This is a genomic window from Desulfosporosinus sp. Tol-M2 (assembly GCF_059735615.1).
Genome location: NZ_JCAIJG010000127.1, coordinates 1 through 24,928, shown reverse-complemented (window position 1 = coordinate 24,928; position 24,928 = coordinate 1). Strand labels below are relative to the sequence as shown.

The 24,928-nt window shown below is 45.0% G+C and carries 22 protein-coding genes, 1 tRNA gene, 1 other RNA gene and 1 pseudogene; 4 read left to right on the top strand and 21 right to left on the bottom strand.

What is annotated here, in order from left to right; genetic code table 11:
• Positions 1–114: 114 nt before the first annotated feature.
• The 4 genes from AC6I5A_RS10270 to metG all read right to left on the bottom strand — a co-directional run bounded on the left by AC6I5A_RS10270 (position 115) and on the right by metG (position 4,391).
• Positions 115–1,287, bottom strand: a complete 1,173-nt coding sequence (locus AC6I5A_RS10270; RefSeq protein ID WP_034615325.1) for a resuscitation-promoting factor — start codon at positions 1,285–1,287, stop codon at positions 115–117.
• Between the two features lie 80 nt (positions 1,288–1,367).
• A complete protein-coding gene (locus AC6I5A_RS10265; protein ID WP_497900661.1) occupies positions 1,368–1,466 on the bottom strand; it encodes a hypothetical protein in 99 nt (32 codons plus the stop codon).
• A gap of 178 nt (positions 1,467–1,644) precedes the next feature.
• Positions 1,645–2,418 (bottom strand): TatD family hydrolase, encoded by a 774-nt coding sequence (locus AC6I5A_RS10260; RefSeq protein WP_034615322.1) that lies wholly within the window; start codon positions 2,416–2,418, stop codon positions 1,645–1,647.
• Positions 2,415–4,391: a methionine--tRNA ligase gene (metG, locus tag AC6I5A_RS10255; protein WP_034615319.1), complete on the bottom strand. Its 1,977-nt coding sequence runs from the start codon at positions 4,389–4,391 to the stop codon at positions 2,415–2,417. Before metG ends, AC6I5A_RS10260 begins: the two co-directional genes overlap by 4 nt.
• Positions 4,392–4,605: 214 nt before the next feature.
• On the opposite strand from metG, the gene AC6I5A_RS10250 reads away from it, so the two are divergent.
• Positions 4,606–4,878: an AbrB/MazE/SpoVT family DNA-binding domain-containing protein gene (locus tag AC6I5A_RS10250; protein WP_034615447.1), complete on the top strand. Its 273-nt coding sequence runs from the start codon at positions 4,606–4,608 to the stop codon at positions 4,876–4,878.
• 57 nt (positions 4,879–4,935) lie between these two features.
• Here AC6I5A_RS10250 and rsmI read toward each other — a convergent pair whose 3' ends face one another.
• From rsmI to spoIIR, 17 genes are all read right to left on the bottom strand, one after another.
• Positions 4,936–5,787, bottom strand: a complete 852-nt coding sequence (rsmI, locus tag AC6I5A_RS10245) for a 16S rRNA (cytidine(1402)-2'-O)-methyltransferase (protein WP_034615315.1) — start codon at positions 5,785–5,787, stop codon at positions 4,936–4,938.
• Positions 5,788–5,891: 104 nt separating this feature from the next.
• Positions 5,892–6,197: an initiation-control protein YabA gene (locus AC6I5A_RS10240; protein ID WP_034615312.1), complete on the bottom strand. Its 306-nt coding sequence runs from the start codon at positions 6,195–6,197 to the stop codon at positions 5,892–5,894.
• Positions 6,194–7,006 carry a PSP1 domain-containing protein gene (locus AC6I5A_RS10235; RefSeq protein ID WP_034615309.1) on the bottom strand — a complete coding sequence of 271 codons (813 nt, stop codon included), beginning with the start codon at positions 7,004–7,006 and terminating at the stop codon, positions 6,194–6,196. The genes AC6I5A_RS10240 and AC6I5A_RS10235 overlap by 4 nt, the downstream gene beginning before the upstream one ends.
• The gene (locus tag AC6I5A_RS10230) at positions 6,999–7,877 is read right to left on the bottom strand and encodes a DNA polymerase III subunit (RefSeq protein ID WP_034615305.1); all 879 of its coding nucleotides are present in this window, start codon (positions 7,875–7,877) and stop codon (positions 6,999–7,001) included. The genes AC6I5A_RS10235 and AC6I5A_RS10230 overlap by 8 nt, the downstream gene beginning before the upstream one ends.
• A complete protein-coding gene (locus tag AC6I5A_RS10225; protein ID WP_497900655.1) occupies positions 7,877–9,301 on the bottom strand; it encodes an aminotransferase class I/II-fold pyridoxal phosphate-dependent enzyme in 1,425 nt (474 codons plus the stop codon). Before AC6I5A_RS10225 ends, AC6I5A_RS10230 begins: the two co-directional genes overlap by 1 nt.
• A gap of 174 nt (positions 9,302–9,475) precedes the next feature.
• Positions 9,476–9,739: a sigma factor G inhibitor Gin gene (locus tag AC6I5A_RS10220; RefSeq protein ID WP_034615300.1), complete on the bottom strand. Its 264-nt coding sequence runs from the start codon at positions 9,737–9,739 to the stop codon at positions 9,476–9,478.
• 29 nt (positions 9,740–9,768) lie between these two features.
• Positions 9,769–10,995, bottom strand: coding sequence for a Ger(x)C family spore germination protein (locus AC6I5A_RS10215; RefSeq protein ID WP_034615297.1), 1,227 nt, complete (start codon positions 10,993–10,995; stop codon positions 9,769–9,771).
• Positions 10,995–12,086: a GerAB/ArcD/ProY family transporter gene (locus AC6I5A_RS10210; protein WP_034615295.1), complete on the bottom strand. Its 1,092-nt coding sequence runs from the start codon at positions 12,084–12,086 to the stop codon at positions 10,995–10,997. The genes AC6I5A_RS10215 and AC6I5A_RS10210 overlap by 1 nt, the downstream gene beginning before the upstream one ends.
• Positions 12,087–12,088: 2 nt before the next feature.
• On the bottom strand, positions 12,089–13,666 hold the full coding sequence (locus AC6I5A_RS10205) for a spore germination protein (RefSeq protein WP_497900654.1): 1,578 nt from the start codon (positions 13,664–13,666) through the stop codon (positions 12,089–12,091).
• Between the two features lie 248 nt (positions 13,667–13,914).
• Positions 13,915–17,454: a pyruvate:ferredoxin (flavodoxin) oxidoreductase gene (gene nifJ / locus AC6I5A_RS10200; protein WP_034615292.1), complete on the bottom strand. Its 3,540-nt coding sequence runs from the start codon at positions 17,452–17,454 to the stop codon at positions 13,915–13,917.
• Between the two features lie 402 nt (positions 17,455–17,856).
• A complete protein-coding gene (locus tag AC6I5A_RS10195) occupies positions 17,857–18,111 on the bottom strand; it encodes a pro-sigmaK processing inhibitor BofA family protein (RefSeq protein ID WP_034615289.1) in 255 nt (84 codons plus the stop codon).
• Between the two features lie 147 nt (positions 18,112–18,258).
• Positions 18,259–18,855, bottom strand: coding sequence for a recombination mediator RecR (gene recR, locus AC6I5A_RS10190; protein WP_034615286.1), 597 nt, complete (start codon positions 18,853–18,855; stop codon positions 18,259–18,261).
• 7 nt (positions 18,856–18,862) lie between these two features.
• Entirely contained in the window at positions 18,863–19,207 is a 345-nt protein-coding gene (locus AC6I5A_RS10185) for a YbaB/EbfC family nucleoid-associated protein (RefSeq protein WP_034615283.1), read from the bottom strand.
• A gap of 98 nt (positions 19,208–19,305) precedes the next feature.
• Positions 19,306–20,877, bottom strand: coding sequence for a DNA polymerase III subunit gamma/tau (dnaX, locus tag AC6I5A_RS10180; protein WP_034615281.1), 1,572 nt, complete (start codon positions 20,875–20,877; stop codon positions 19,306–19,308).
• Positions 20,878–21,066: 189 nt separating this feature from the next.
• Positions 21,067–21,332, bottom strand: an RNA gene (gene ffs, locus AC6I5A_RS10175) — signal recognition particle sRNA large type.
• 150 nt (positions 21,333–21,482) lie between these two features.
• Positions 21,483–21,574: transfer RNA gene (locus AC6I5A_RS10170), tRNA-Ser, on the bottom strand.
• A 108-nt stretch (positions 21,575–21,682) separates the two neighbouring features.
• Positions 21,683–22,345, bottom strand: coding sequence for a stage II sporulation protein R (gene spoIIR / locus AC6I5A_RS10165; RefSeq protein WP_034615278.1), 663 nt, complete (start codon positions 22,343–22,345; stop codon positions 21,683–21,685).
• 558 nt (positions 22,346–22,903) lie between these two features.
• On the opposite strand from spoIIR, the gene AC6I5A_RS10160 reads away from it, so the two are divergent.
• From AC6I5A_RS10160 to AC6I5A_RS10150, 3 genes and pseudogenes are all read left to right on the top strand, one after another.
• On the top strand, positions 22,904–23,272 hold the full coding sequence (locus tag AC6I5A_RS10160) for a MerR family transcriptional regulator (RefSeq protein ID WP_034615275.1): 369 nt from the start codon (positions 22,904–22,906) through the stop codon (positions 23,270–23,272).
• A 180-nt stretch (positions 23,273–23,452) separates the two neighbouring features.
• Positions 23,453–24,364: a hypothetical protein gene (locus tag AC6I5A_RS10155; protein WP_034615273.1), complete on the top strand. Its 912-nt coding sequence runs from the start codon at positions 23,453–23,455 to the stop codon at positions 24,362–24,364.
• 11 nt (positions 24,365–24,375) lie between these two features.
• Positions 24,376–24,928 (top strand): annotated as a pseudogene (locus AC6I5A_RS10150) (hypothetical protein); the annotation flags it as partial.

The following is a 24,928-nucleotide window of genomic DNA, read 5'->3' as shown; positions in this document are numbered from 1 at the left end:
GTCCACCAAAGCACAATGCCCAATGCGCGATATTCGGAACCAAGACTTCGAGCTCGGGCCTCGAGCTAAAGCTTGGAACTTCGGACTTCGGGCTTCGCGCTTCGGGCCTCGCGGTTACTGTACATATACCACGACGTTCCGAACACCATATGCTAATGCTGCTTCTGTGGAATTCATATAAAGGTCGATCCGGTTCCCTTTTATTGCTCCCCCAGTATCTAAAGCACGTGCCTGCCCATAACCCTCAACATATACGTTCTCTCCAAGAGAAATTACTCCGGGATCAACGGCAATGACCCCCCAACGGACGGACACCCCCGTTTTTGTGATCCCTCCTGGTATACAATAAGCTGTCGCTCTCATGAGATAAGCTCGTTTAAAATGTATGGTCGTACCGCCCCGGGAAATTGAAGTTTGTACCCCCCGAGAAACCAATTGATTGGTTGGCGGGGTAAGCACTCGCTGACTGAGTATTTCTCGATCAACCTCTTTCCCATCTTCCAACGTCAGTTTAATCGTTTGCTCTTGGAGACCATTTGAGCCACGACTGACAACTTTATCCGGTAATCCGACGGGATAATCGGCCGACTGTGCAACAATCTGAAATGGAATCTCACTTTTCACGGTATCAACTCGTTCCTCAACCCTAACCACCTGAACATGCTCATTAGACTCTAGCATATGGTCTAAGGGCTGCGAGACCTTATCTTTCATTCCCAAGACAATCCCTAGTTTCGCGAGCGCATCAGCGACGGTTCGTGGCGCGATATAGGTATCTATATCCTTACCATCTACGTGTACAAAAATGGGGATAGACCGCCGTACCCTAATTTCCATTTGGTTCGTGACAGCTTCTGTTCGTAAAATATTCACTTCATCCACGTCTTTTATCTGAAGTCCGTAACGCTCTGATAAATCAACAAGCGCTTCTCCCACCGTTTTTGCGGGTGTCCGTGTCATGAAAGATTGATCATCCACCAAGAGATGAACTGGTATACTCCTCGTTACTTCTACCTTTAATCCCTTGGTAACCAATGTGTCCCGAGAAGGGTTTACAATATCCTCCGGATATAATTCTAAGTTCGCATGGGCGAGTGCCTGACCCACAGTCCCATAGATCGTCGAAACGCGTACTGTTTGTCCGTCAATGTGGGCCTCAATTGTTTTGGCATTGTAACAAAGTGTTACACCTGTAATAAGAAATACTGCACATACAAAAATAACTATTTGGGCTATACGCGACCTCCGAACCAAGGATAGGACCTGAGTTCGAGTTAACTGAATCATTAAATCCCTCCAAAATCCTGATCCGACCTAGCAACCTCATTTTAACGGATAAGTAGTCTGTTTGTCAAATTGTTTTTCCACTAACTGGAGGCTAAGACATAAATATGCACAGATTTTCGACCCCAGCTTACACACTGACGGAGAGATGGGAAAAACACATCAATCTGATTTCCACATATTGCTCTACCCGTAATAATTTGAATAAATACTGATCGGTAGCGAATACATCTTATTCCCCCTTAACAGAACCATATGAAGTATCCCACAAAAAAAGAACCTTCCGCTATCGAAGGTCCCCTTTAACAAGTAAAGAAAACATGAACTAAACCTATAAAAATACAGACTCTTACCCGTCAGTTATACTTTATGCCTGGTATTAAAAATGATTTCCGCATTACGCATAGTTTGAAGCGCGGCGTCTTCAAAAGGCAAGTTTTTAATCTCCGCAATTTTCTTAACAATTTCTCGAACGTAAGTCGGTTCATTACGCTTGCCACGTCGCGGTTCCGGAGTTAAATATGGGGAATCCGTCTCCACGAGAATACGATCTATTGGAGCATGGCCTGCCACCTCAACCGTCTGCCGCGCGTTTTTATAGGTCACCGGTCCGGCAAAAGAAAGATAGAATCCCAGGTTCATAAGAACCTTTGCCATTTCCCATGACCCGGAATAGCAGTGGAATACTCCGCCGGACTTTGGGGGATGGGCTTTTACTATCTCCAAAACAGCCTGATGAGCATCTCGCTCATGAATAACAATCGGTAAACCCGCTTCATTTGCTAACATGATCTGTTGAATAAATATTTGTTTTTGAATCGAGCGCGGGGAAAGATCGCGATAATAGTCTAGCCCAATTTCGCCCCAAGCCAACACTTTCGGTTGTTTTGCCAAGAGTAAGAGCTTTGCCCAGGTTTCATCTGTGGCCCCTTTGGCATAGTGCGGGTGTATACCAATTGCAGCATAGATAAAATCGTATTCTTGAGCCAGCTGTACAGATCGTTCTGAAGAAGGGAGATCGCATCCCACATTTGTCACCCGGGAAATCCCGGCTGACTTCATTCGTGCTGCAACTTCTTCGAAGTCTTCCGAATATAGAGGATCATCTAAGTGCGCATGTGTATCCCAAATCATTTGATCCGCACCCCTCCGGGAAGATCTTTGTTGACCATAAGGACTTCCAACACTTCCCCCTGTGATGCTGCCAAGATCATACCCTGGGAGGTGATTCCCCTCAGCTTGGTAGGTTTCAAATTTGCCACCAAGACCACATTTTGGTTTACCAGGTCTTCTGATGCATAGTGTTTTGCAATACCTGAGACCACCGTACGCACAACGCCGGCCACTTCGACTTCTAACTTCATAAGTTTATCCGTCTTTTCTACTTTCTCTGCACTTAGGACTTTGCCGACACGTAAATCCAGTTTGGAAAAATCCTCGATGCTGATTTCTTCTTTGATAGGCTCGAATTCGAGCAATGGAGCAGGTTCGCCGGTTTCTTTTTGAGCTTGGGTTTGGCTTATGTTATCTGTAGTTCGATCTTGATCCACTTTTTCCGTCTCTCCTACTGTCGAAAATTGCGAAATGTCTATTCTTGGGAAAAGCTGTTCTCCCTTATGTACTTTTATCCCGGGTTCCAGGATACCCCATTGATCCGTTTCTCCCCAACGGATGAGCCCTTCATCAAGACCCAGGAGCGTACAAATTCTGGGCGGTAATCCAGGCATGAAAGGGGCTGTCAAAACTGCCATAATGCGTATACATTCCATGAATGTATACAGAACAGTATCTAAGCGCTCCCGCAGTTCTTCTTGCTTAGCAAGAACCCACGGTGCTGTTTCATCGACATACTTATTACACCGTGCCACAAAGCGCCAAATCTCTTCAAGTGCACTCGCCGGGTCAAATACCTCAAGACTTTTTTCGACAGCTTTTTTTACTTCATGACTTAACGCCTTCAATTCTCTCTCCTGTGAGCCGTCTTGCCCTGGACAAGGAACGATTCCCTTTCGATACTTAACCACCATTGCTAAACTCCGAGATACGAAATTTCCAAAATCATTGGCCAAATCTCTGTTTAGGCGTTCAACCACGTTATCTTCGGAATAAGTACCATCCATGCCCGCCTGCATTTCGCGTAATAAAAAATATCGAATGGCATCCGAGCCGTATCTTTGAATCAACTCGAAGGAATCCTCAACATTTCCTCGGGACTTTGAAATTTTCCCTCCATCATTAGTTAGATACCAGCCATGTCCATAAATAACTTTAGGTAGAGGAATATTTAAGGCCATAAGAATAATAGGCCAAATCACAGCATGAAAACGCACTATATCTTTTCCCATGAGGTGAACATCAGCAGGCCAATACTGTCCATAATTTTCTCCATCCGGATAACCGAGTGCTGAAATATAATTTATTAGGGCGTCCAGCCATACGTATATAACATGTTTTGGATCAAATGGTACTTTGATTCCCCACTGAAATGTAGTACGTGAAACACAGAGATCCTCTAAACCGCCCTCGATAAAGCGCAGCATCTCGTTGCGACGGGAAACCGGTTGGATGAATTCCCGATGCCCTTCGATGTGTTTTAATAAGGCATCTTGATATTTTGAAAGGCGGAAGAAATAACTTTCTTCCTTGAGCAGTTCCACAGCCCGGCCACAATCAGCATTAGGGCATTTGCCCTCAATTAACTTATTTTCCAGCCAAAACGTTTCACAAGGGGTACAATACCAGCCTGAATACACCGACTTATAGATATCCCCTTGTTCGTACAGCTTCGTAAAAATATGTTGAACAACTTTATGATGACGTACCTCCGTCGTCCTTATAAAGTCATCATTTGAAACATCCAAGGCCAGCCATAATTCTCTAAAGCGTTCTACCACGCCATCCACATAAGTCCTGGGGTCGATATGATTTGCTTCCGCGGTGCGAACAATTTTCTGTGCGTTTTCATCCGTACCGGTTAAAAAGTATACTTCATCCCCCAGTAATCTATGATAACGGGCAAGCGTGTCAGCTGCAACCGTTGTATAAGCTGTTCCAATATGCGGGTTTGAATTCGGATAGAAAATCGGAGTTGTAATATAATACTTCACCAAAACGTCCCCCATCTCAAATATCTTTGGAATCTATAATACTCAGATTTTTAAGTATGCCCATAATTAGGAATTAATATGGAAGAAACTAATAATTCTTAAAAAAATTTATTATCCGGATGAAAAAAGGGGTTGACTTTAATTGGAACGATTGGTATCATAAACCTGTAGTTTCCTGTCGGATGTTGTTGAAAGAGGAGTTGGAAATTTTATGATGAAATCAACTGGAATCGTGAGGAAAGTAGATGAACTCGGTCGTATTGTTTTACCTATTGAGCTCCGCCGCACTTTAAGTATTGACGAAAAAGACGCCCTGGAAATTTACGTAGATCAAGAAAAGATTATTCTTAAAAAGTATGAGCCTGCTTGTGTTTTTTGTGGTAATGCAAGTGATAACCAACTTTTTCACGGTAAGAATGTCTGTCGCGGATGTGCAATTGCCATGGGAGAAACTGTGTCTGGGAGCGTAGAATCAACAGCCGTTTAATTTGCACACCTAAATTACATAGACAAAAATACTGAACTGACAGATCCATCAAAATTCTTAACTTGGAAGGCCTGGAAGGCCTTCTTTTTCATATACCTGGTAAACCTCTGACTTTCTTATCCCATAACGCCTGGCCACTTCTTTCATGGCATCTTTCTTACTCAACCCTCGGTTTATGCCTTCTTTGACCTCTTGGCACCATTCTTCCGGGCCTCCGACCGGTTTCACGGGGACGTAGGGTGCGATAACGATACAACACTCCCCTCGTGGTGCTGTTAACTCAAAAGTTTCTATTAACTCCTGGACGGTTCCCTTGTGCACCTGCTGATGTAATTTTGTTAACTCGCGCACAACTACCACATCTCGTTCCCCAAAGTACTCTGAGATTCCTCGTAAAGTCGCCACCAGACGATGAGGCGCCTCATAAAAAATCTGCGTTTGAGGAAGATTAGCCAGTTGCTCAAGGCTTTTTTCCCTTACTCCTGTTGCAGCAGGCAAAAATCCGTGAAAAGCAAAATGCTCCGTCGGCATTCCAGATAACACCAGAGCCGTGAGTGCGGCATTAGGTCCCGGCAAGACATCTACCGGAATATTCTCCGCAAGACAAAGACGTATTACTTCACATCCCGGATCAGAAATCCCGGGCAAGCCTGCATCAGAAATGAGCGCAATCGTTTGGCCGGTTTTTAGTTTCTCCACCAATTCCAGGGACTTCTTCTTTTCGTTATGTTCATGATAACTGGTCATGTGCGTATTAATCCGGTAATGTTGCAAAAGCTTTTGGGAATGACGGGTATCCTCAGCAGCAATCAAATCTGCTTCCCGCAATGTATCTAAAACCCGCAAGGTGATATCTCCTAAATTCCCAATCGGTGTCGCACATACATACAACGTACCTTTGGCCAACATACCTTCGTCTCCTTGTCAAGGCACATTCAAGGAAATAGTCCGTCAGTATGCAAATCTATTTGCATCTTTGACTTATTATTTCTCTTTCATATGCCCCGGTTGACTTAATCTTTCCTCAAGAAACCCAAACAAAACAGGCAATCTCCCTCCAACGGTTGCCCAAAATGAAGGTGGCAGACATGGAAACCTTCTTGATACAGGCGCACAAGATTATCATGAGCTACTCCTTGAATGTGTTCGGCATTGGCTATAACACGTTCTGTTTCCTTTTCAGGAAAGGTCCACTCCCGTTTTAACTTTATATTTTCTTCCTCCAAGGCTTGAACATAAGGCTGCAAACGGTTAACCTCTTCAAGAAGGGAACGTAATCTTTCTTCCACTTCTGTTAGGGCCTGGGTCAACTGACTCATACTCTCTCACTCTTTCCTTTGGGCTTTTCCCCTTTCCTATTGCGTTGCAGTGTCCCATCGGGTTTTGCAGAGAAGACGCTTTCTGCTCGGGAGTTTGCTTTATCCGGAGTTATTGACATCTTTTCCCCCACTTGAGTGTTGTGACGTGGACAATGCTCTTTATCTTCGGATTTATAACAACCATTTTCGTACTTAAGGCAGCACATGAGACGACCACAAATTCCAGAAATTTTAGTTGGATTAAGAGAGAGTTTTTGATCCTTAGCCATTCGAATCGAAACCGGTTCAAAGTCTCCTAAGAAGGAAGTACAACAGAGAATCCGTCCGCAAGACCCGACCCCACCAAGCATTTTAGCTTCGTCGCGTACTCCTATTTGGCGAAGCTCTATACGAGTCCTAAATATTGCGGCCAAGTCCTTTACTAATTCTCTGAAGTCAACTCGCCCCTCCGCCGTAAAGGAAAAAATAATCTTATTCCCGTCAAACGTATACTCAACATCGACTAATTTCATTGGCAATTGATGTTCTGCAATTTTCTTCAAGCAAATTTGGAAAGCTTCTTTTTCTTTTGTTTTATTCAGCCCGACAAACTGTTCATCCGAGGCCGTTGCCTTACGCATGACCTGTTTTAAAGGCGGAATCACTTCCTCGTCAGTAACATAACGCGAGGGGATGACCAATTCACCAAATTCAACACCCCTTGCTGTTTCAACAATCACCTTATCAGACTCAGCAAGCTTAAGGTCCCCCGGGGAGAAATAATATATTTTACCGGCGTGTTTAAAGCGAACGCCAACAACCTCAATCACAAAGAGCCCCTCCTTGTTGGAATAATTCCAAAGCTAACACTTCAATCACAAGTCTCGGATTAACTTGTTGTCGTAGTACATCAGTAGCTTTTCCGATCGCCAAAAGCTCAAAAGGACGAATAGTGCCCTTAAAAATCCCTTCTCGGGCCTGTACCGCCATGACTTGCAAATATAAAACGGCTTGGTTCTTATTGATCGGAAACAGCGCATATAGTTTAAGAAAATCTCTTTCTTCCACCGCAATCCGAAACCTTTCGAGCCATTCTTGCAGCAATGATACGCCGTGCTCGAGAATAGCTGTCGCCAGGTTTTGGTTTTTCCCACTTAAACGAAAGGCCCGAGCTGCTTCTTGCTGATCCGCCTCTCCTAACCCAGTTAGCCAATTTTCTTCAGTAAGATCCGGGAAATAAACCAGCTGTGCTCTGCTCTGTATAGTGGGTAAAATTCTTTCGGCATTTTGGGCACATAATATAATAACGGTTCGCTCCGGAGGTTCTTCAATAACCTTCAATAAGGCATTAGCTGCCGGTAACGTCACTGAATCCGCTTGCTCAATGACAGAAACTTTATAGTTTCCTTCGTAATGCTTAAAGTATACCTTCTGTTGCCAGACGAGGACTTGCTCGATCCCTATGGTAGTCTTAAGCGGTTTCAGCCATAAAACATCCGGATGATTTCCACTGATAATTTTATGACAAGCGTAGCATTCCTGGCAAGGTCCCTCCGGTGTGGGCTGACTACAATTTAAAATCTGCGCTAACCGGAGAGCCACCTCCCTCTGATGCAGTGCACTTCCCCCATGAAACAATAAGAGATGTGCCAATCGGTTTTCATGCGCCGCCTTCTCCAAAAGTGCTAACTGTAGATTCATTATTCCTCCTCGACAATCCAAATTGTTTGTTTTTTAAAACCATCCCACCCTTGCCAACGCCCCTCTCCAGCGGTGAGCAGTGTATCCAGAACTTCGCAAGTCATTTCTTCGCCCATCACAACGACAGGAATTCCCGGCGGATAAGGGGAGATCGTTTCGCCGACAATATGACCCAAACTTTCCTTGAGAGGGATTTGGCGTTTCCGGGCAAAAAAAGCATCCCGCGGGGAAAGCATCGGATGTGGCAAAGCAGGGATTTTTAGCCTATCGTTTCCTACTCGTTTTTTTGATTCAGCACAGCCAACCGAATGAGCGAAACGGGCTAAACTTTCTAACCCCTTAGTGAGCCTGCGGATATCCTCCGGCGTGTTCCCAATTCCTAACATAAAGAGAATGTTTTCCTCATCCCATAACTCCGGTTCAATGCCGTAACCTTCCCGAAGGTATTCCACACAACGAGGGGCAGGAACACCCAACGGCAAAGTATTGATCAGGATTTTCGACCAATCTACCGTGTGAATACCATACGTTCCGACATCTTTTTGAGAGAGAATACGGAAGCTCATCCCCACTTTCCGATGGAGAGCCTCGACTTCTTCTTGAAGACACTCCCAACGTCCAAAATCCAGAGCAAATTCTCCAGCCCGTTCCAACGAGGCCAGCAGCAAATAACTCGGGCTTGAGGATTGCAAAAGTTCCAGACTTTGCCTTAAACGGGTGCGGGAGACTCTCGTCCCTTGAACATGCAGCATAGCTGACTGAGTCAGGGCGCTTAAGGTCTTATGCGAGCTATGTAAGACAAGGTCTGCGCCAAGCTTTAAAGCGCTTGGAGGAAATAGTGGTCCAAGATAATGTGACCCGTGTGCCTGATCAACAAGAATCGGTGTATTAAGCCCCATACGCCTTCTTTCATCCACTAATTGGTTCAATTCAAAGGCTGTCCCGTAATAACTGGGATACGTGACATGGCAGGCGGAGACCGCTCGCCACGGAATCTGCTGCTTCTCCACGTCAAATCCTAACGGAAGACTAAAATCCGGATGAATTGTAGGCATTACATATTCTGGTTTCAACCCGCTTAAGACCAAGGCCGACATAACGGAACGATGGGAATTTCTCTCCACAACAACCCGTTTAGCAGCTGTGTCTCCCAAAGCGAGAAACATCGCTTGATTTCCGACTGTTCCTCCGTTAATCAGGAAAAACGTTTCCTCCGCTCCGAAAATCCCAGCCGACTGTTTTTGGGCCTCAGCAATTATCCCCCTTGGTGCATGAAGCATATCGAGTCCAGGAAGCTCTGTCAAATCAATCCCCAGAAAATCTATGCCATTAAAAAACTCCTGTCGACCTTTATGGCCAGGAGTATGGAAAGAGCAGGATCCTTGTTTTTGATAACGACTCAATCCCTCTCCAAGATCACCCACCGATGAACCTCCATTCAACGAGAGTTATCAACAAAAGCCTCCGCTGACACATACTTATTATATTTTAACATAAGTTAGAGAATTTTTCATCCTCATTGATTATTCACCGTTCTGATACGTACCTATTTTCATTCATCAGTGGCGCCGCGCAGCGGCATGGGGGTCTGCCCAGTACTAAAAAAGCAGCCCTTTGATTAAAAAGAGAAATTCCTGATATTCCGGAGAGCCTTGTTCGGCCATGAACAGTTCTTGCTGGCAATCCGAACAGAAAAACATTCCCGCGACCCGAAAACCGTCGTATAGCCCATTTCTGGGGACTTGAGCGCAGCGATTGCACACTGGAAGGACTTTTCCCTCGTTCTCCACAATTTCATGGCCTGGGAATCTTTCCTGGATTTCTGTTGTCATTGGCTGTTGGCTATCAATCGTCTTAATCATCTGATATTCCTCCTATTAAACTTCTCCCTTTATTCTGCCCCCTCTCCCGTTGAATTAGTCGTTGGGCTGCTTTTTGACATTCCCGAATGATGTATTGTGACTTGGACATCCAGAGAAACGGGGAAATCCGCAATTTTCTGCTCCCATTGATCCTTTACTGTCTGCCAATACGCCGGCTTTTGCTGTTCGATGTGCCGTCCAATTCCCAAAAAATCAAGGCTCAACTCTTTTTCTTTCTTAATGGAAAGCTCGCATTCTTTCTCAATCACCTTAGCAAAGCTCTTTTCTGCTTCTTTCAGAAGAGCCGCCCACTCCGTACTCGAAAGCTGTTCCTTTAATCCCAGAACTTCATCAACCTCAAGACTTGCTTTGATCCGGTATTCTATCCCGATTGTTCCATCCTTGTCGGACACTTTGAATTTTGTCGTGGATTTCAAGGCCTGCCCAACAAAGTTAACTTCACTTTCTTCGCTGCCCACCGTACTGATAAAGCGCTGCCCAACACTGTTATCTAACCACATAAAACCTTTGGTTTCTTCGTCCGTCAGAAAGTCAGCCAAATGGTCCCCCCGTAAAACTCCGGCACCTTGTAACCGTAACTGCATTTCTTGTTCCCCAGCTGTTCCCACTACTTGATTTCCACCTATCCCCTCCCCCGGCTTAATACTCTCAACCACCGGGAGAATTGGTGCCGTACTTTTCCTGCCCAAAATAGTGAGATAATGCCCTAAACGAACCGTCGGATAAACTGAGATATCATGACTTGTTTCAATGTTACTTTTAATAAACATAGCCGGTAATTGTCCTTTGCCCAATTTCGTATTCAAGATACTTTGGGCTTTCCCTTTGGCTAAAACCAGGTACATCGTCCGCCGAAATTCCGAATAGCGTTGGACAAAATCCAAAACATTGATAAACCCGGCTTTCGCCGCATCCTCGCCGATGACCACAACTTTCTGTGAGCCCTCAAAAGGTACACGATTTATGCTCTTGGAAACCATCTCATAAAATTCTCTGATACTTGAAACCTCCGCACTATATGTCCAGCTTTCAATATCACTACCCGCCGCTCCACCTTTTTGAGGCAGGGCAAATTGTGCTGTAAGGAGATAAGTCCCGGGTTTCCGCCCAAGATCAATTCCTGCCCCCATCAACAAGGCCACGCTCTCCACTTCCTTTTTATCCCAGCACCCATCTAATAGCAAAATGCATACAATCAAGATCAATACTCCTAATTTGTGCTTCAGGCCTTTCATCAAGCACCGGCTCCCTTCTTCCAGCGTGAGACTCCCCAAAGGATAAGAATCCATACCGAGGCAAAAGGTAAAATCAGATAATTGTCGACAAAACTAATTTCCTTAATTAAATCCGCTCCTCTAGTAAACCCGAGGGCGATTCCTAAAAATACAACGCCTACTACGAGGTTCCATTTAAATCCTTTCAAGTTAAAACCTGTTTCTAAGCCCCACTTTGTTGTTAAAAAGAATGCCCCTACTTTTATGACCCCGGCCCCAAGCCAAACCCCCATAAATAAGGATTCGACCCCCGAAATGGTCAGACTTATTTCCACCATCTTCCCTAACATAAGGAAACCGTAGCCCAAACGGATCGTTTCGCTAGGCCCAAAAACAAGAATTTGAATTAAGACAATTAATGTGTCTAGAATGCCCACCAGGAGAACAACCCGCCAAATCCCTGTCTTCAATTGACCAAGTGCTTGCTTACCGGTTGGTAAAAAAGCAAGCATCCCCCCCAGGAAGAGGATATACTCCATGGCAAAGGGCATTATTCTTAATACCCCCCCCCCAAGCGGTTTTAAGCCCTCACTAAAAATAGGCAGAAGTTCCCCTTGTTCAATCCGTGGTATGGGGAGGACAATATTCAGAAGCAAGGCGATCACGATCACGGGAAAGATAACTTCAGAAAAACGAGCAAACACTTCAATTCCAGACCATACCAGATAGAAAACGAGTAAAAGCCCTCCCAGGTAGAACACCCCGATGGGCGTAAGCGGCATAATCGTCCGCTGAAAGACGTCCCCCACTTGGGCCAGTAACAAGCCGCCAAAGTAACCCGTAATTAATATATAAATGCAAGCAATAATTTTTCCTATCCATTTGCCAAAGAGTATTTCGGAAATCTGCAATAAATTTTTATTGGGATATTGGGCCAGAAGAGAAAGGACCATTAACCCATAAGGAATTCCTACCGCTAAACCCGGCAAGACAGTCATCCAACCATCCCGTCCGGCGACTCCGGTAACCGCGGAGGCTATGGGGAGAAACGTTGTTCCCAGAAGTACTGCTGCCCCTAAGGTCATGAATTGATGCGGAGAGATTCTTTCCATCGTTACCCTTTCCCTTTCCCGCCGGAGTGGGGTTCCTCAACATCGAGCAGCTGAGGACGACGCTTCATCGCCCACCATGGTACCCTCATAAAGGTATCTTGCAACATGGACCGTATGCGCAAAGGGGATATCGGGCTCAGGTAAGGCACCCCGAAGGAACGAAGGCCTAGCAGGTGAATGGCGATCAGATAAAGACCTACCGAAACCCCAAAGAAACCAAGAACTCCCGCCAAAATCATCAGCGGAAAGCGCATGAGCCGAACCGCAAGACTTAAATCGTAATAAGGAATAGCATAACTCGCTACTGCTGTCAAGCCAATGATAATCACCATCAGTGGGCTGACCAAGCCGGCCTTCACGGCCGCATCGCCGATAATCAGCGCCCCGACAATGCCTATCGTCTGCCCGATCGGTTTTGGTAAGCGGAGCCCCGCTTCCTGCAAGACTTCTAAAGTAACCGTCATAGTTAAGGCCTCTAAAAGGGCCGGAAAGGGCACTCCTTGCCGGCCTGCGGATATGCTTATGAGGAGATCTGTCGGTATAATTTCCTGATGAAACGTCGTTACCGCTATATATATACTGGGCGCCAGGAGAGCTACAAATGCTCCTAAATAGCGGACAAAGCGGAAGGGGATCGCCGTTATAGTCCGTTGGTAGTAGTCTTCATTCACACTCAAAAATTGCGTCAAAGTCGTCGGTACCACAAGAACAATGGGGGTCCCGTCGAGAATAATACCCACTTTCCCTTCCAGAAGCTTCCCGGCCAGGACATCCGGACGCTCCGTATAGGCGATTTGCGGAAAGAGCGAATAAGGGTTATCCTCAATCATCTCTTCGATATATCCATTCGCTAACACGCCATCCATCTTAATCTTACCCAGCCTGCTCAGTACTTCGGAGACGACATCCGGACTTGCTATTTTCTCAATATAGGTTACCACAAGATCGGTATTCGTCATGTCTCCAAGTTTTAAAGAGATTATCCGCAAGGAGGGATGTTTGATCTTGCGCCGCAAGAGCGAGGTATTTATGCGCAGCGTTTCCGTAAATCCCTCGTGTGGACCTTTGACGATCGTCTCCGTGACCGGTTCAGTAACGGCGCGCTTCTCCCATCCCCTGGCCCCAAAAACCAGCGCCTCCGCAGCATCGCCAAAGAAAATAACCGCATCGCCGGTCAAGATCGCATCAAGGGCTTCTCCCATTTTGGCTATTTTTTTGAATTCAAGGCCCGGAAGCAGACTCTGGAGTGTTCGATCCACAACATTTGCTACTGTCAGTTGGGCTAATTCCGGATGTCCCACTAAATCCACCATCAGGGGCTTTAAGATAAACAGGTCGAGTTGATTTTTGTCAACCAGCCCATCCACTGCCCCTAATATACAGGGTATACGTTCTTTGCCCTGAAGGAAAAACTCCCGGAATATGACATCGCTGCTATCCGCTAAGATCTCTTTCACTTTAATCCCGGATAAAGGCTTGTTCAGAGCCTCGTCATAAGCATACGAGGGTGACTTCCGGATCCGCCGTTCTCCCTTGGGGCGAATGGTAAGTTCTTTGATCATTTTCAGCCAACCGCGCACGCTTTTGCCCTCCTTCTCCGCCTTATTTTGTCCGACAACGAGTCGATTATTCGCAAGTCTTCTGTTTTCTTCTCTATGCCGCGAAAACTAACCCCCCCTTCTTATAATTCCACTTATATTTGGTCAAGACCGTTTCCTACTTATACTTTCCGCCCTGATACGTTAATAAAAAAAGGGGCTGTCTCAAAATAGAAATTAATTTCTATTGAGGGGCAGCCCCTTTCAATCAAATTAGTTAATTTTTAATTTTAGTCCCACTTTTGGTCAGCCAGACGTTTGTAGGAATCATAGCGGACCTTTGCATATTTTTCAGCGCCTGCAAAGAGTTCCTCCGCACTCTCCGGGAAAGTGTTCAGCAAGGAAGAGTAACGGACTTCGCCCATGATGAACTCCCGGAAGGACTTTGTCGGCTTCCTGGAATCGAGGTTAAATGGATTCTTACCCTCATCCGCCAGATCCGGGTTAAAGCGATAGAGGTGCCAGTAGCCGGAGTCAACCGCTTTCTTCTGCTCTTGTACGCTCTTATTCATACCCGCTTTGAGACCATGGTTGATACAAGGAGCATAAGCGATGATCAAAGAAGGTCCTTTATAAGCCTCAGCCTCTTTAATAACCTTAAGCGTTTGAACCATGTCCGCGCCCAAAGCAATTTGCGCTACATAGACATAGCCATAACTCATAGCCATAACCCCAAGATCCTTCTTCCGAATCTTTTTACCCGAGGCCGCGAACTTGGCGACAGCAGCACACGGAGTCGCTTTGGAGGATTGTCCGCCAGTATTGGAATAAACCTCAGTATCGAGTACAAGTACATTCACATCTTCTCCGGCAGCTAAAACGTGGTCTAACCCTCCAAATCCGATATCATACGCCCAACCGTCTCCGCCGATGATCCACTGAGATTTTTTGATGAGATGGTCTTTATTAGCCCAAATATCTGTGAGAACTTTCTCATCCCCAGCGTATCCATTAAGGCCTGCAAGGATCTTATCAGTCGCTGCTTTGGAGGCCTCAGCATCATCACAACCCTTGAGCCACTCCTGAAAAGCTTCTTTTAGCTCAACACTAATTTCAAGTTCAAGAGCTTGTTTCATCAGGGCCGCCAGTTTTTCACGGAGTTGGCTAACGCCCACGGACATACCATAGCCGTACTCGGCGTTGTCTTCGAACAAGGAATTAGCCCAAGCGGGTCCTTTTCCTTCTTCGTTGGTCGTATATGGAATTGAAGGAGCACTTCCAGCCCAGATAGAGGTACAGCCGGTAGCATTGGCTATCATCATGCGATCGCCAAAAAGCTGGGTGATTAGTTTAATATAAGCAGTCTCCCCACAACCTGGACATGCTCCGGTGAACTCCAGTAAAGGTTGCGCAAACTGACTGTTTTTAACCGTAGTTACGTCAAAGAGTTTACTCTTGTTTCTTAGGGTCACCGCATATGCCCAGTTCTGGGCTTGACGTTCGACTTGTTCAGCTGCCGGTTTCAGAATGAGAGCTTTCTCTTTAGCCGGACAAACATCGGCACAGTTACCGCAGCCCGTGCAATCCAACGGACTGATCTGAACACGGAATTGCAGACCAGATGCCTCTTTGCCGGTCGCTTTCTTGGCCGCGAAACTTTCCGGAGCGTTATTAGCTTCTTCCCCGTTCATTAAGAAGGGGCGAATTGCCGCATGCGGACAAACATAAGAACATTGATTGCATTGAATGCAGTTATCGGTCTGCCACTCCGGTACGGTGACTGCGATACCACGTTTTTCAAAACAAGCGGTTCCTAAAGGGAAAGTTCCATCTTCACGATCTTGTAAAATGCTGACTGGGAGGTTATCTCCTTCTAAGGCATTCATCGGGCGAAGAATATTTTTCACAAAGTCCGGCTCTTCAGCAGCCGCGGCCGCAGCCGCAGCTTCAGCTTGAGCATTGTCAATATCACCCCATGAAGCAGGAACCTCCACCTTAATAAGGGATGAAACACCACGCTCAATTGCCGCAATGTTCATATCCACGATATTCTGGCCCTTTTTACCATAGGTTTTTATGACGGAGTCTTTAAGATAATCAATCGCCTCTTCAACAGGAATTACGTGGGCAAGCTTGAAGAAAGCTGCTTGCATGATCATGTTGATACGGGAACCGAGTCCAATTTCACGACCAATCGATACGGCGTCGATGATGTAAAAGTTGGCATTATTCTTCACTATCGATTGTTTCATGGCAGCCGGAAGTTTTTCATCCAGTTCTTCCGCTGTCCACTGACAGTTCAAGACAAAGTTACCACTTTTTTTGAGACCTTTTAAGAGATCATATTGGTAAACATACGATTGATTATGGCAAGCTATATAATTAGCGTCTGTAACATAATAAGGTGACTTAATTTCTTTCTTGCCAAAACGGAGGTGGGAAATCGTGACTCCGCCAGATTTCTTACTGTCGTATTGGAAATATGCCTGGACATAGAGCTTGGTGTGATCCCCAATAATCTTAATCGCTTGTTTATTTGCACCGACAGTGCCATCTGAACCGAGGCCCCAAAATTTGCAGGAAATAGTCCCTTCCGGAGTAGTATTAATAATTTCGTCTTCAGCTAAGGATGTCTGGGTTACATCATCGACGATACCAATGGTAAAGCCATTTTTCGGGCTTTCAGCCCTGAGGTTTTTGTAGACGGCTAATACTTGAGAAGGAGTCGTATCTTTAGAACCTAAGCCATAACGTCCACCAACGACCACCGGTTTAAGATCGCTTGAATAGAGGATATCCTTAATATCCAGATAAAGAGGTTCACCAGTAGCACCGGGTTCTTTGGTACGATCAAGAACCGCAATCTTCTGAACTGTCTTGGGCAACACTTTAAAGAAGTAATCACCGGAAAACGGACGGTATAGGTGAACTTTAACAACCCCTACCTTTTCCCCTTTTGCTACGAGGTAATCAACGGTTTCCTCAATTGTGTCACAAATTGAGCCCATTGCCACTATGATATGTTCTGCATTGTCTGCACCATGATATTGGAAAGGGTGATATTCACGGCCTGTAAGTTCCTTGTATTCTTGCATGGATTGTTCGACTATGTCAGGAACGGCAGCATAGAAACGATTAGAAGCTTCCCGACCTTGGAAGTAGACGTCCGGGTTTTGAGCCGTCCCGCGCAGAACCGGACGCTCGGGATTTAAAGAACGGTCACGAAAGGCTTGAACAGCCTCCATATCTAATAGTTGAGCAACTTCCTCATACTCAGGTACTTCAATTTTTTGAATTTCATGAGAAGTACGGAATCCGTCAAGAAAATGGACGAACGGTACTCGAGATTTGATCGTTGCGAGGTGAGCAATGAAACCCAAGTCCAATGCTTCTTGTACGCTTGTTGATGAAAGCTCGGCAAAACCTGTTGCGCGCACGGACATAACGTCCTGGTGATCACCGAAAATCGAAAGTGCATGCGTCGACAAAGCACGGGAACTAACATGGAATACGCATGGCAGAAGCTCACCGGCAATTTTATACATATTAGGAATCATTAACAGTAACCCTTGCGAAGCAGTATAAGTAGTAGTTAACGCCCCTGCCTGAAGTGAACCGTGTAGTGCGCCGGCAGCACCCCCCTCGGATTGCATCTCCACAACCTTAACAGTTTGTCCAAATACGTTTTTCCTCCCAAAAGCAGCCCATTCATCAACCAATTCGGCCATCGGCGAAGAGGGGGTGATGGGGAAAATGGCGGCGACTTCCGTAAACGCGTACGACGCGAGGGCGGCCGCTTCGTTACCATCCATGGTTTTCATTTTGGCCATTAATTGCTTCCTCCTATTAGATTTCTCGCATCACATCTAACTTTAAGGCTTTTTGGAGGAGTGAACCCTCGCTATCCCGCAAGTCCAAAAATAAAACAATTACTTTGTGAAAGTTATAAAATAAAACGTGGTCTGATCATCGGACCATTATAGAAAATATAATAACATAATTTTTGTATTTCTACAAAAAAAATATATTTTTCACAATTCAGTTTAATCAGATACTACATTAGTATATCGTATTTATATAAAAGATCATAGTAATATTTAATATACAATTAAGGGAACTATTTCACAATAGTTCCCTTAATTGTATTATCTTAATTGTCTCATTCGTCAATAATTTATAGGCAGGTATCCTTGAATTCAATTCCTCAAGACCTAAATCGCCCCATTAACATATTAAATCCCCAATAACCGGAGCGCAGTTAAGGCTATAACTCCGGGAAACCCTAAAAACCCTACTAACAATATCGTAAAAAAATTAATAGGTATTGCGTAGCCCAGAATACTAAGCAAAAAGTCGAACAACCAGAGCCCGACAATTCCACCTAACATATGAATAATTAGTTTCAAAAAAAAGTTTGGCCTCCCAAGTGCAGAACGAACAACTAATCCTATCAGCAAAATGAACAGACCAAGAAAAATCAAGGTCATAAATTCTCCTCCTCGTCTGGTGCTAGTCCATAAATAAGTATGCACTCAAATGTCAAAGAAGAACTTTTAGCTTTTTTAGCTTTCATGTTTTTTCATTTATCCGTGGTACCGCCGCGGTATGGGAGTCTGACAAGTACTAACTTATGTTTAAAGTTGGCGCCGTCCTTCTAAAGCCCGGGCAATGGTTACTTCATCGGCATATTCTAGATCTCCGCCAACAGGTAAGCCATGCGCTATTCGGGTTACCCTAATTCCTAACGGTTTTAGCAAGCGAGCCAAATATAGGGCAGTTGCCTCTCCTTCTACGGTAGGGTTCATTGCCATAACCACTTCTTTTATTCCATCTAAACGTTTTAAAAGCATATCGACGGTCAACTGCTCCGGACCAATTCCGTCCATTGGTGAGAGGACACCGTGCAGAACATGGTAAAGGCCTTTAAATTCTCTGGTTTTCTCCAGAGACACAACATCTCTTGGATGCTCAACGACGCAAAGCGCCGTCAAATCTCTTTGCGTATTTTGACAAAGCGCACATGGGTCTCGATCTGTAAAGTTCGAACAAATCGAACACTTTCTGATATCTCGGTTAGCCACAACAATAGCCTTCGCTAAATCCTCTGAAACCCGTGGTTGTTGAAGGAGGTAAAAGGCCAGTCGTCCTGCTGTTTTAGGGCCAATCCCCGGAAGACGGGCCAAACTACTGATAAGATCTGCCAAAGGTTGTGGGTATTGTAAAAAATCCATAGATCTTCTAAAACAATCCGGGGATTTTTAGACCACCCGTCAGTTTACCTATTTCATTGTTGGCCATTTCTTGGGCCTTCCTTAACCCTTCATTTAATGCTGCTTTAATAAGATCTTCCAGCATTTCCACATCCTCCGGGTCAACTGCTTCAGGTTTAATTTTCAATTCCACTAACTCCATTTTCCCGCTTACGATGACCTGGACCACTCCACCACCAGAAGAGGCCTCCACCGTTTTAGTCCGAAGTTCTTCCTGTACTCTAATCATATCCTCTTGCATTTTTTGGGCCTGCTTTAACATCTGGCTCATATTGCCACCCATACCGCCGCCAATTCCCTTTAATCCTGCCATATAAACACACTTCCTATCAATTATTTTTCGTACATTTTATTTATAGTTTCGTTACTTTCGTTCCCCGGTGCCTTAAAGTCCTATGAACTATTTTGGTGTTATCCCTCTTTGACAACCACCAGATCCGCTCCAAACATGTCCTTGGCTTTATTAATAAATGCCTGCTCTTGAATTTTCATGTCTTGACTCTCTGGCGTTTCCTTGGATTGAAATTCATTTTTCATAAAATTCTGTAATGTTAGAGAAATACCGAATAGTTGCTTAAGAACATCTTCGATCGTCTGCCGATTTTCGATTTGGCTAACTTTGTCTTTATGAAAGGAACATCCCTCACGGAAAAGTATCGTCAAGGTATTCCCCTCGAGTTGAACTGGTTTTCCTTCCATCAAAAAAGCCTGGGTTGATTTTTTACGTTTTTTGACCTGGTCCAAAACGTCATTCCAACGTTCTTGGATCCCCTCTATGCTTAGGTTAGGTTTGATCCCTTCCGCAGTGTTTCCTGTATCAACTATTCCAGATTCTACGTTTAGAGTCTTCGGGGATGGGGTTAAATCTTTCTTTAAAATCTCTTCCTGCCCTCTGATTACACTTGGTTGATCTTCATGAATCGTCTGAACTAATAAGAGTTCGGCAGCTAAACGGGCGTTAGACGCATATTTGAGCTGACCTTCTCCCTGTAATAGAATAGCGATCCAACGTAAAATTCGAGAAATTCCGATCTGTTCGCTCTGTTTGACCAACTGATCTTGAATATGGGGTGCTACCAAAGGTGTTTCTCCCGTAGCCGAGGTTAAAAGCATTTGGCGAAGATAATCCAGGAGTTCTCTAATAATCTGCCGTGGATCACGGCCTTGTTGAATGCCCTCTGATAAAAAGGTTAAGCTCTTGCCAAAATCGGAGGAGACTAGCGCTTCGACTAACTGAGCACTAAAGGTCTCACCGACCATTCCCAGTACCAGATATACTTCTTCCACCCCGATCGGGTCATCCTGAAGAAGACATTGGTCCATAATACTTAAGGCATCCCGAAGGCTTCCTTCAGATTTTTGAGCAATCACCACTAAGGCGTTCTGATCAACCTGCCGGTTTAAACGTCTGCATACTTCAACCAATCGTTTTTGGATATCTTGTACGGAGATTCGATGAAATTCAAAACGTTGTACGCGTGAAAGAATCGTCAAGGGTATTTTCTGAACCTCGGTTGTTGCCAAAATGAAAACGACCTGCGGTGGAGGCTCCTCCAGTGTCTTGAGCAAGGCATTGAAAGCCTCTGTCGTTAACATATGTACTTCATCGATAATATAAACTTTATGTTTCCCTTGTAGCGCACTTAACTTGACATTTTCACGCAGGTCACGAATCTCATCAATCCCACGGTTTGAAGCAGCATCAATCTCGAATACTTCCATGGCCGAACCGTGGTCAATACCGATGCAGGAAGCACAACGATTACAGGGTTCCACTTCCTCCCGCTGTTCACAATTCAAAGCCTTAGCTAGAATTTTCGCAGCAGTTGTTTTCCCCGTACCTCTTGGTCCACTGAATAAATACGCATGAGCGATTTTCTCTTGTTTTAGGGCGTTGACTAATGTTTTCGTAATATGCCCTTGCCCTACTATGTCTTTAAACATTCTTGGACGCCACTCACGGTAAAGTGCCAAATAAGCCACACTATCACCCTCGATAAACAGAGTAGAGTATACATATAAAAGAAACACTTGGCTAGCACCCACACGAAGACACTGTCTTCGCACGAATTAGCCTTCTTGCATGCGCTGGTCATGACTCGAAGTTAAATATTTTCTGACAAGTGCCAAAAAAGATGGTACATTGACCACCTTAAGCAGAATATATCATAGCCGTACACCCTTGATCGAACCATCACCTCCGAACGTTACCTTGATAGACAAACTCAATTCAGGCAACCTCACGGCACACAAAACGCTCTCCTTAGTGCTGCTTCCGTCAAGATCTGACACGGTTCGAAGTGTCCTGTTGCGTAAGACCAAAATCTCATCGCCGCCTACCAAAGACAGCTTCACAGGTGAGGACCTTTCGCGGGAATTCCATCTTGCTATAGCGGACTGCAAGTTACAAGGAACCGCTACCTCCCCATCTAGTACGGCTAAAACAATTATAACAAAATTAAAAGCCAAAGTCGAATACTTTGGCATATGAAAGAAAATAACCCGTCAAAGATGCCCTGACACAAAATAGACCGGCATACTGACTTGTTATTTTCTTGAATGTGCCTTAGGCTAAAATTCTCTAATGATGGCGGAGAGAGAGGGATTTGAACCCTCGACACCGGTTACCCAATGTACCCGCTTTCCAGGCGGGCGCCTTCGACCACTCAGCCACCTCTCCATGCTCAGTAAACCTTAAAAACTTTAAAATTTTTCTATGAATTTTGTGAACAAGAGAGATTATATCGCAAAGAGACAAACGAGTCAATGTTTATATCGCTTTATCGCTTTATCGCTTTATCGATATTATCATTTCCCAGAAGTAAAACCGCACCTTCGGAGAACCCGTCGTGGATCTATTAGCCTGTTTGATAGCGTTCTTAATTGGGATCCCCTGTTTTCCATCCACTTGAACAGCCGTGGACTGGTTAATATCAACAAAGCAGAGCGGTGGGAATAGCACACACCACCAGTTCGACCCTTGTCCTTCTCCTATCACAACGCGCAACGCCTCATAGTCACCGGCCGGCAGCACCAATGATCCATAGGATTTGGTGGGAAAAGAAAAATATCCATACTCTGTACGTACACTATAATCCTTACCCCACATCTTTACTACTGAACGACCGGTATTCTCCATATCCGGACAGACCTGCTTAAGAATTTGCCGTGATTCATCTAATGACTGAGAACCCGCCAACTGAGGAGAAACATCTTTTAAGATGGCATCTCGAACTGCCCTCTTCAGCGCTTGGTCCTGTTCACTGTCCGAATTCGCGAGGACGTGAAAACGGATCAATTGATCCGGTGTTGAAGCGAGTGCCACTTCCTCGGAAGATTTATTGTCATTTTGGGGTTCCATCGCACTGCCTTCACTAATAGGCCCCCTGCAAGCCCCCGTTAGAAAAACCCCCATAATACCCAAGGCTACTATAATTCTTACTACTTTCATAAAGTCTTAACCCCTCTCTCCTGAACATCTCGCATTAGTTAAGAGCCTCTAAAATACCTCTCATTCTAATACTAGTTTGTACAGAATTGTGAAGCTTTAAACAAAGTAGAAAGAATTATCCCACCTTCTTAATTATTATAAGCTTCTTTGAAGCTTTTTGACTGGCGGAGAAGGTGGGATTCGTCCGTTCGAATCCCACCTTCTTAATTATTATAAGCTTCCTTGAAGCTTTTTTACTGGCGGAGAAGGTGGGATTCGAACCCACGTGCCCTTGCGGACAACCGCATTTCGAGTGTAACGATGAAATGAGAATTTAGTGGAAGTTAGCAGTAAATCCATGTAGATAAAGGCCCCCGAAAATCTTGTAGAATCAGGGTTTCCGGGGAATTTTTTCGTGTCTGCAAGGAATGCTGAGCACTCCAAAAAATCAACGAAAAAATTGCATCCGAACCCGTTTTGGATAGAACTCGGATAGAACTCGAAAATTCTATTATTTTTAACACTAAGATTTGCTTTCACCACTTGCCGTTGACAAATTTAAGAAAGTGAGTGAAGCAAATGAATTTTGATGAATATTACTCTTCAGTAATTGATCGTTATCCTGAATATGTCACGCAAAAAGAAATGTGTGCCATCTTGGGTATTTGTAAATCAACGGCCTACTCCATCCAGAAAAAAGGCATAATTCCTTTTGAATATGTAAGCACATCGGAAGGAAGAAGGCAAAAGATAAAGATTGCTGACATTTTGCTGTATCAATACGGAAAGATGTGCTTTTGTGAAATAGAAAATGAGTATATTGAGGGTTTACGCCGTTATTATCAAAAACAATTGCATGACTTCCCTCAACTACTTCTGGTTCCTGATGTAATGCGTTTTACCGGATATTCAAAATCAGCAGTAAACAATTGGCAACATCCTTTTTAAATTTGTAGTAGACCATTATGAAAAGGATGAAGCCGGAAGGATTACAAAGGTCGTGGGAAGCCACCGGTGTATGGAAAACATTTCTCCCGCTCTTGCCGAGCGACTGCTGGTTAATGGCGTTGAACTGACAGAGATCCGCCGTTTTGCGGGCAGTGGGTATAGGCCGGAAGGAGGTTAGCAATGGGTATTCAATTATCCCTTATCCTGGTGTTCCTTCTCATCAGCGTATCGCTTTTCCTCCTGTTGGGACTGAATCCCTTTGCAACGGAGCAGAACCCATTGAAAAAGCGCCGCCTGTACCTGGCAGGGACAAAGCTGAAAATCACCGAGCGGATTGCCATCCGGTTTCAAACCCTGTTCAGGCAAACCGGATGCACTCAAAAGAAGTACTTTGTTATGACAGGCGCGTCAGTGGCAGGCGGATTTCTGGCCGGGCTTATGCTGTTTAACAGTGTCGATCTGGCGGCAGTGATGTCAGTATGCCTGACCCCCACTCCCTTCTTCTATCTGACCGTAAAAAGCGCCACAGCCGCTCGGGAGGAAATCGAGGGGCTGGAAAACACCATGTCCATTATCACCAACGCCTATGCAGGGTGCGACGACATCATCAAGGCCGTGGAAACCTATGTGGAAGAAAAAAACCGGTACATTCCGGTTCACCTGAGAAACCCGACGCCCTTTGACGAATTTGTATCGGAAATCAAGCTCATCAACCCGAATGTAGAACACGGATTGTACCGTCTGGCGGCAAAGATCAAAAACCGGTACTTTGCCGAGTGGACAAAAATGCTCATCCTCTGCTACCACGACCGACGGCTTAAATTCGCCCTGTTCCCGGTTATCAAAGCCATGAACGACGCAAAGTCCATGCAGATAGAAAGCGATGGCATGATGGTAAGAGTATGGCGGGATTACCTGATGACGGTGGGGCTGATGTTTTCCGTCATTCCCATGATGCGCTTTTCCAACGCCGAATGGTTTTCCATTCTGTCCCAAACCACCATCGGCAAGCTGCTGATTGTTATTATGCTGCTGACCGCCCTGGCGACGGCGTTTTATGTGATGAAGATTACCAAACCTGTTAACAGATAGGAGGTTTCAAGTTGTTTTATCAGATCATCGTTTTTGTCCTGCTGACTGCGGCAGGATTTTTAATTTGCAGGCAACTGCTTAAAATTCCGAAGCTGAGCATGAAGAAAAATATCAAAAACCTGCAAACGGAAAAGGAGAAAAATGGCCAAAGACTTTTAAACCGCTTTGTCATGCCCCTTGTCAAGCCGGTATCCCGCTGGATCAGACACCCGGCAAAGGAAGCGAAGTTGGCATCCACGCTAAGACGTGGAGGTATTGACCTCACACCCAGGGAATATCAAGCCAGGGCGCTCATCTGCGCTTCCTTCACCCTTCTGCTCCTGGTTCCGCTTTTGGCAATCGGGGCCAAAAGCATTGCGCCCGTCATTCTCATTTTTTCCATTGTGGTCTATTTCCATTTTACGACGGACTTTAAAGATAAACTAAAAACGAAAAAGGCACTTATCGAAGCGGAACTTCCAAGCTTTGTCCGCTCTATCCTGTATAAGCTGGACGATATCCGGGAAGGTAGCCAAAAAACCGTCGTACAGGTGGATTTGATCCAGATATTCGAGGATTACCTAA

Coding starts and splice junctions, on each gene's coding strand:
- AC6I5A_RS10230 (WP_034615305.1), bottom strand. CDS start 7,877: ATGAATCTACAGTTAGCACTTTTGGAGAAGGCGGCGCATGAAAACCGA.
- AC6I5A_RS10215 (WP_034615297.1), bottom strand. CDS start 10,995: ATGAAAGGCCTGAAGCACAAATTAGGAGTATTGATCTTGATTGTATGC.
- AC6I5A_RS10155 (WP_034615273.1), top strand. CDS start 23,453: ATGGGTATTCAATTATCCCTTATCCTGGTGTTCCTTCTCATCAGCGTA.
- nifJ (WP_034615292.1), bottom strand. CDS start 17,454: ATGGCCAAAATGAAAACCATGGATGGTAACGAAGCGGCCGCCCTCGCG.
- AC6I5A_RS10160 (WP_034615275.1), top strand. CDS start 22,904: ATGAATTTTGATGAATATTACTCTTCAGTAATTGATCGTTATCCTGAA.
- AC6I5A_RS10250 (WP_034615447.1), top strand. CDS start 4,606: ATGAAATCAACTGGAATCGTGAGGAAAGTAGATGAACTCGGTCGTATT.
- AC6I5A_RS10240 (WP_034615312.1), bottom strand. CDS start 6,197: ATGAGTCAGTTGACCCAGGCCCTAACAGAAGTGGAAGAAAGATTACGT.
- AC6I5A_RS10260 (WP_034615322.1), bottom strand. CDS start 2,418: ATGATTTGGGATACACATGCGCACTTAGATGATCCTCTATATTCGGAA.
- AC6I5A_RS10195 (WP_034615289.1), bottom strand. CDS start 18,111: ATGACCTTGATTTTTCTTGGTCTGTTCATTTTGCTGATAGGATTAGTT.
- AC6I5A_RS10270 (WP_034615325.1), bottom strand. CDS start 1,287: ATGATTCAGTTAACTCGAACTCAGGTCCTATCCTTGGTTCGGAGGTCG.
- rsmI (WP_034615315.1), bottom strand. CDS start 5,787: ATGTTGGCCAAAGGTACGTTGTATGTATGTGCGACACCGATTGGGAAT.
- AC6I5A_RS10220 (WP_034615300.1), bottom strand. CDS start 9,739: ATGATTAAGACGATTGATAGCCAACAGCCAATGACAACAGAAATCCAG.
- AC6I5A_RS10185 (WP_034615283.1), bottom strand. CDS start 19,207: ATGGCAGGATTAAAGGGAATTGGCGGCGGTATGGGTGGCAATATGAGC.
- recR (WP_034615286.1), bottom strand. CDS start 18,855: ATGGATTTTTTACAATACCCACAACCTTTGGCAGATCTTATCAGTAGT.
- AC6I5A_RS10210 (WP_034615295.1), bottom strand. CDS start 12,086: ATGGAAAGAATCTCTCCGCATCAATTCATGACCTTAGGGGCAGCAGTA.
- spoIIR (WP_034615278.1), bottom strand. CDS start 22,345: ATGAAAGTAGTAAGAATTATAGTAGCCTTGGGTATTATGGGGGTTTTT.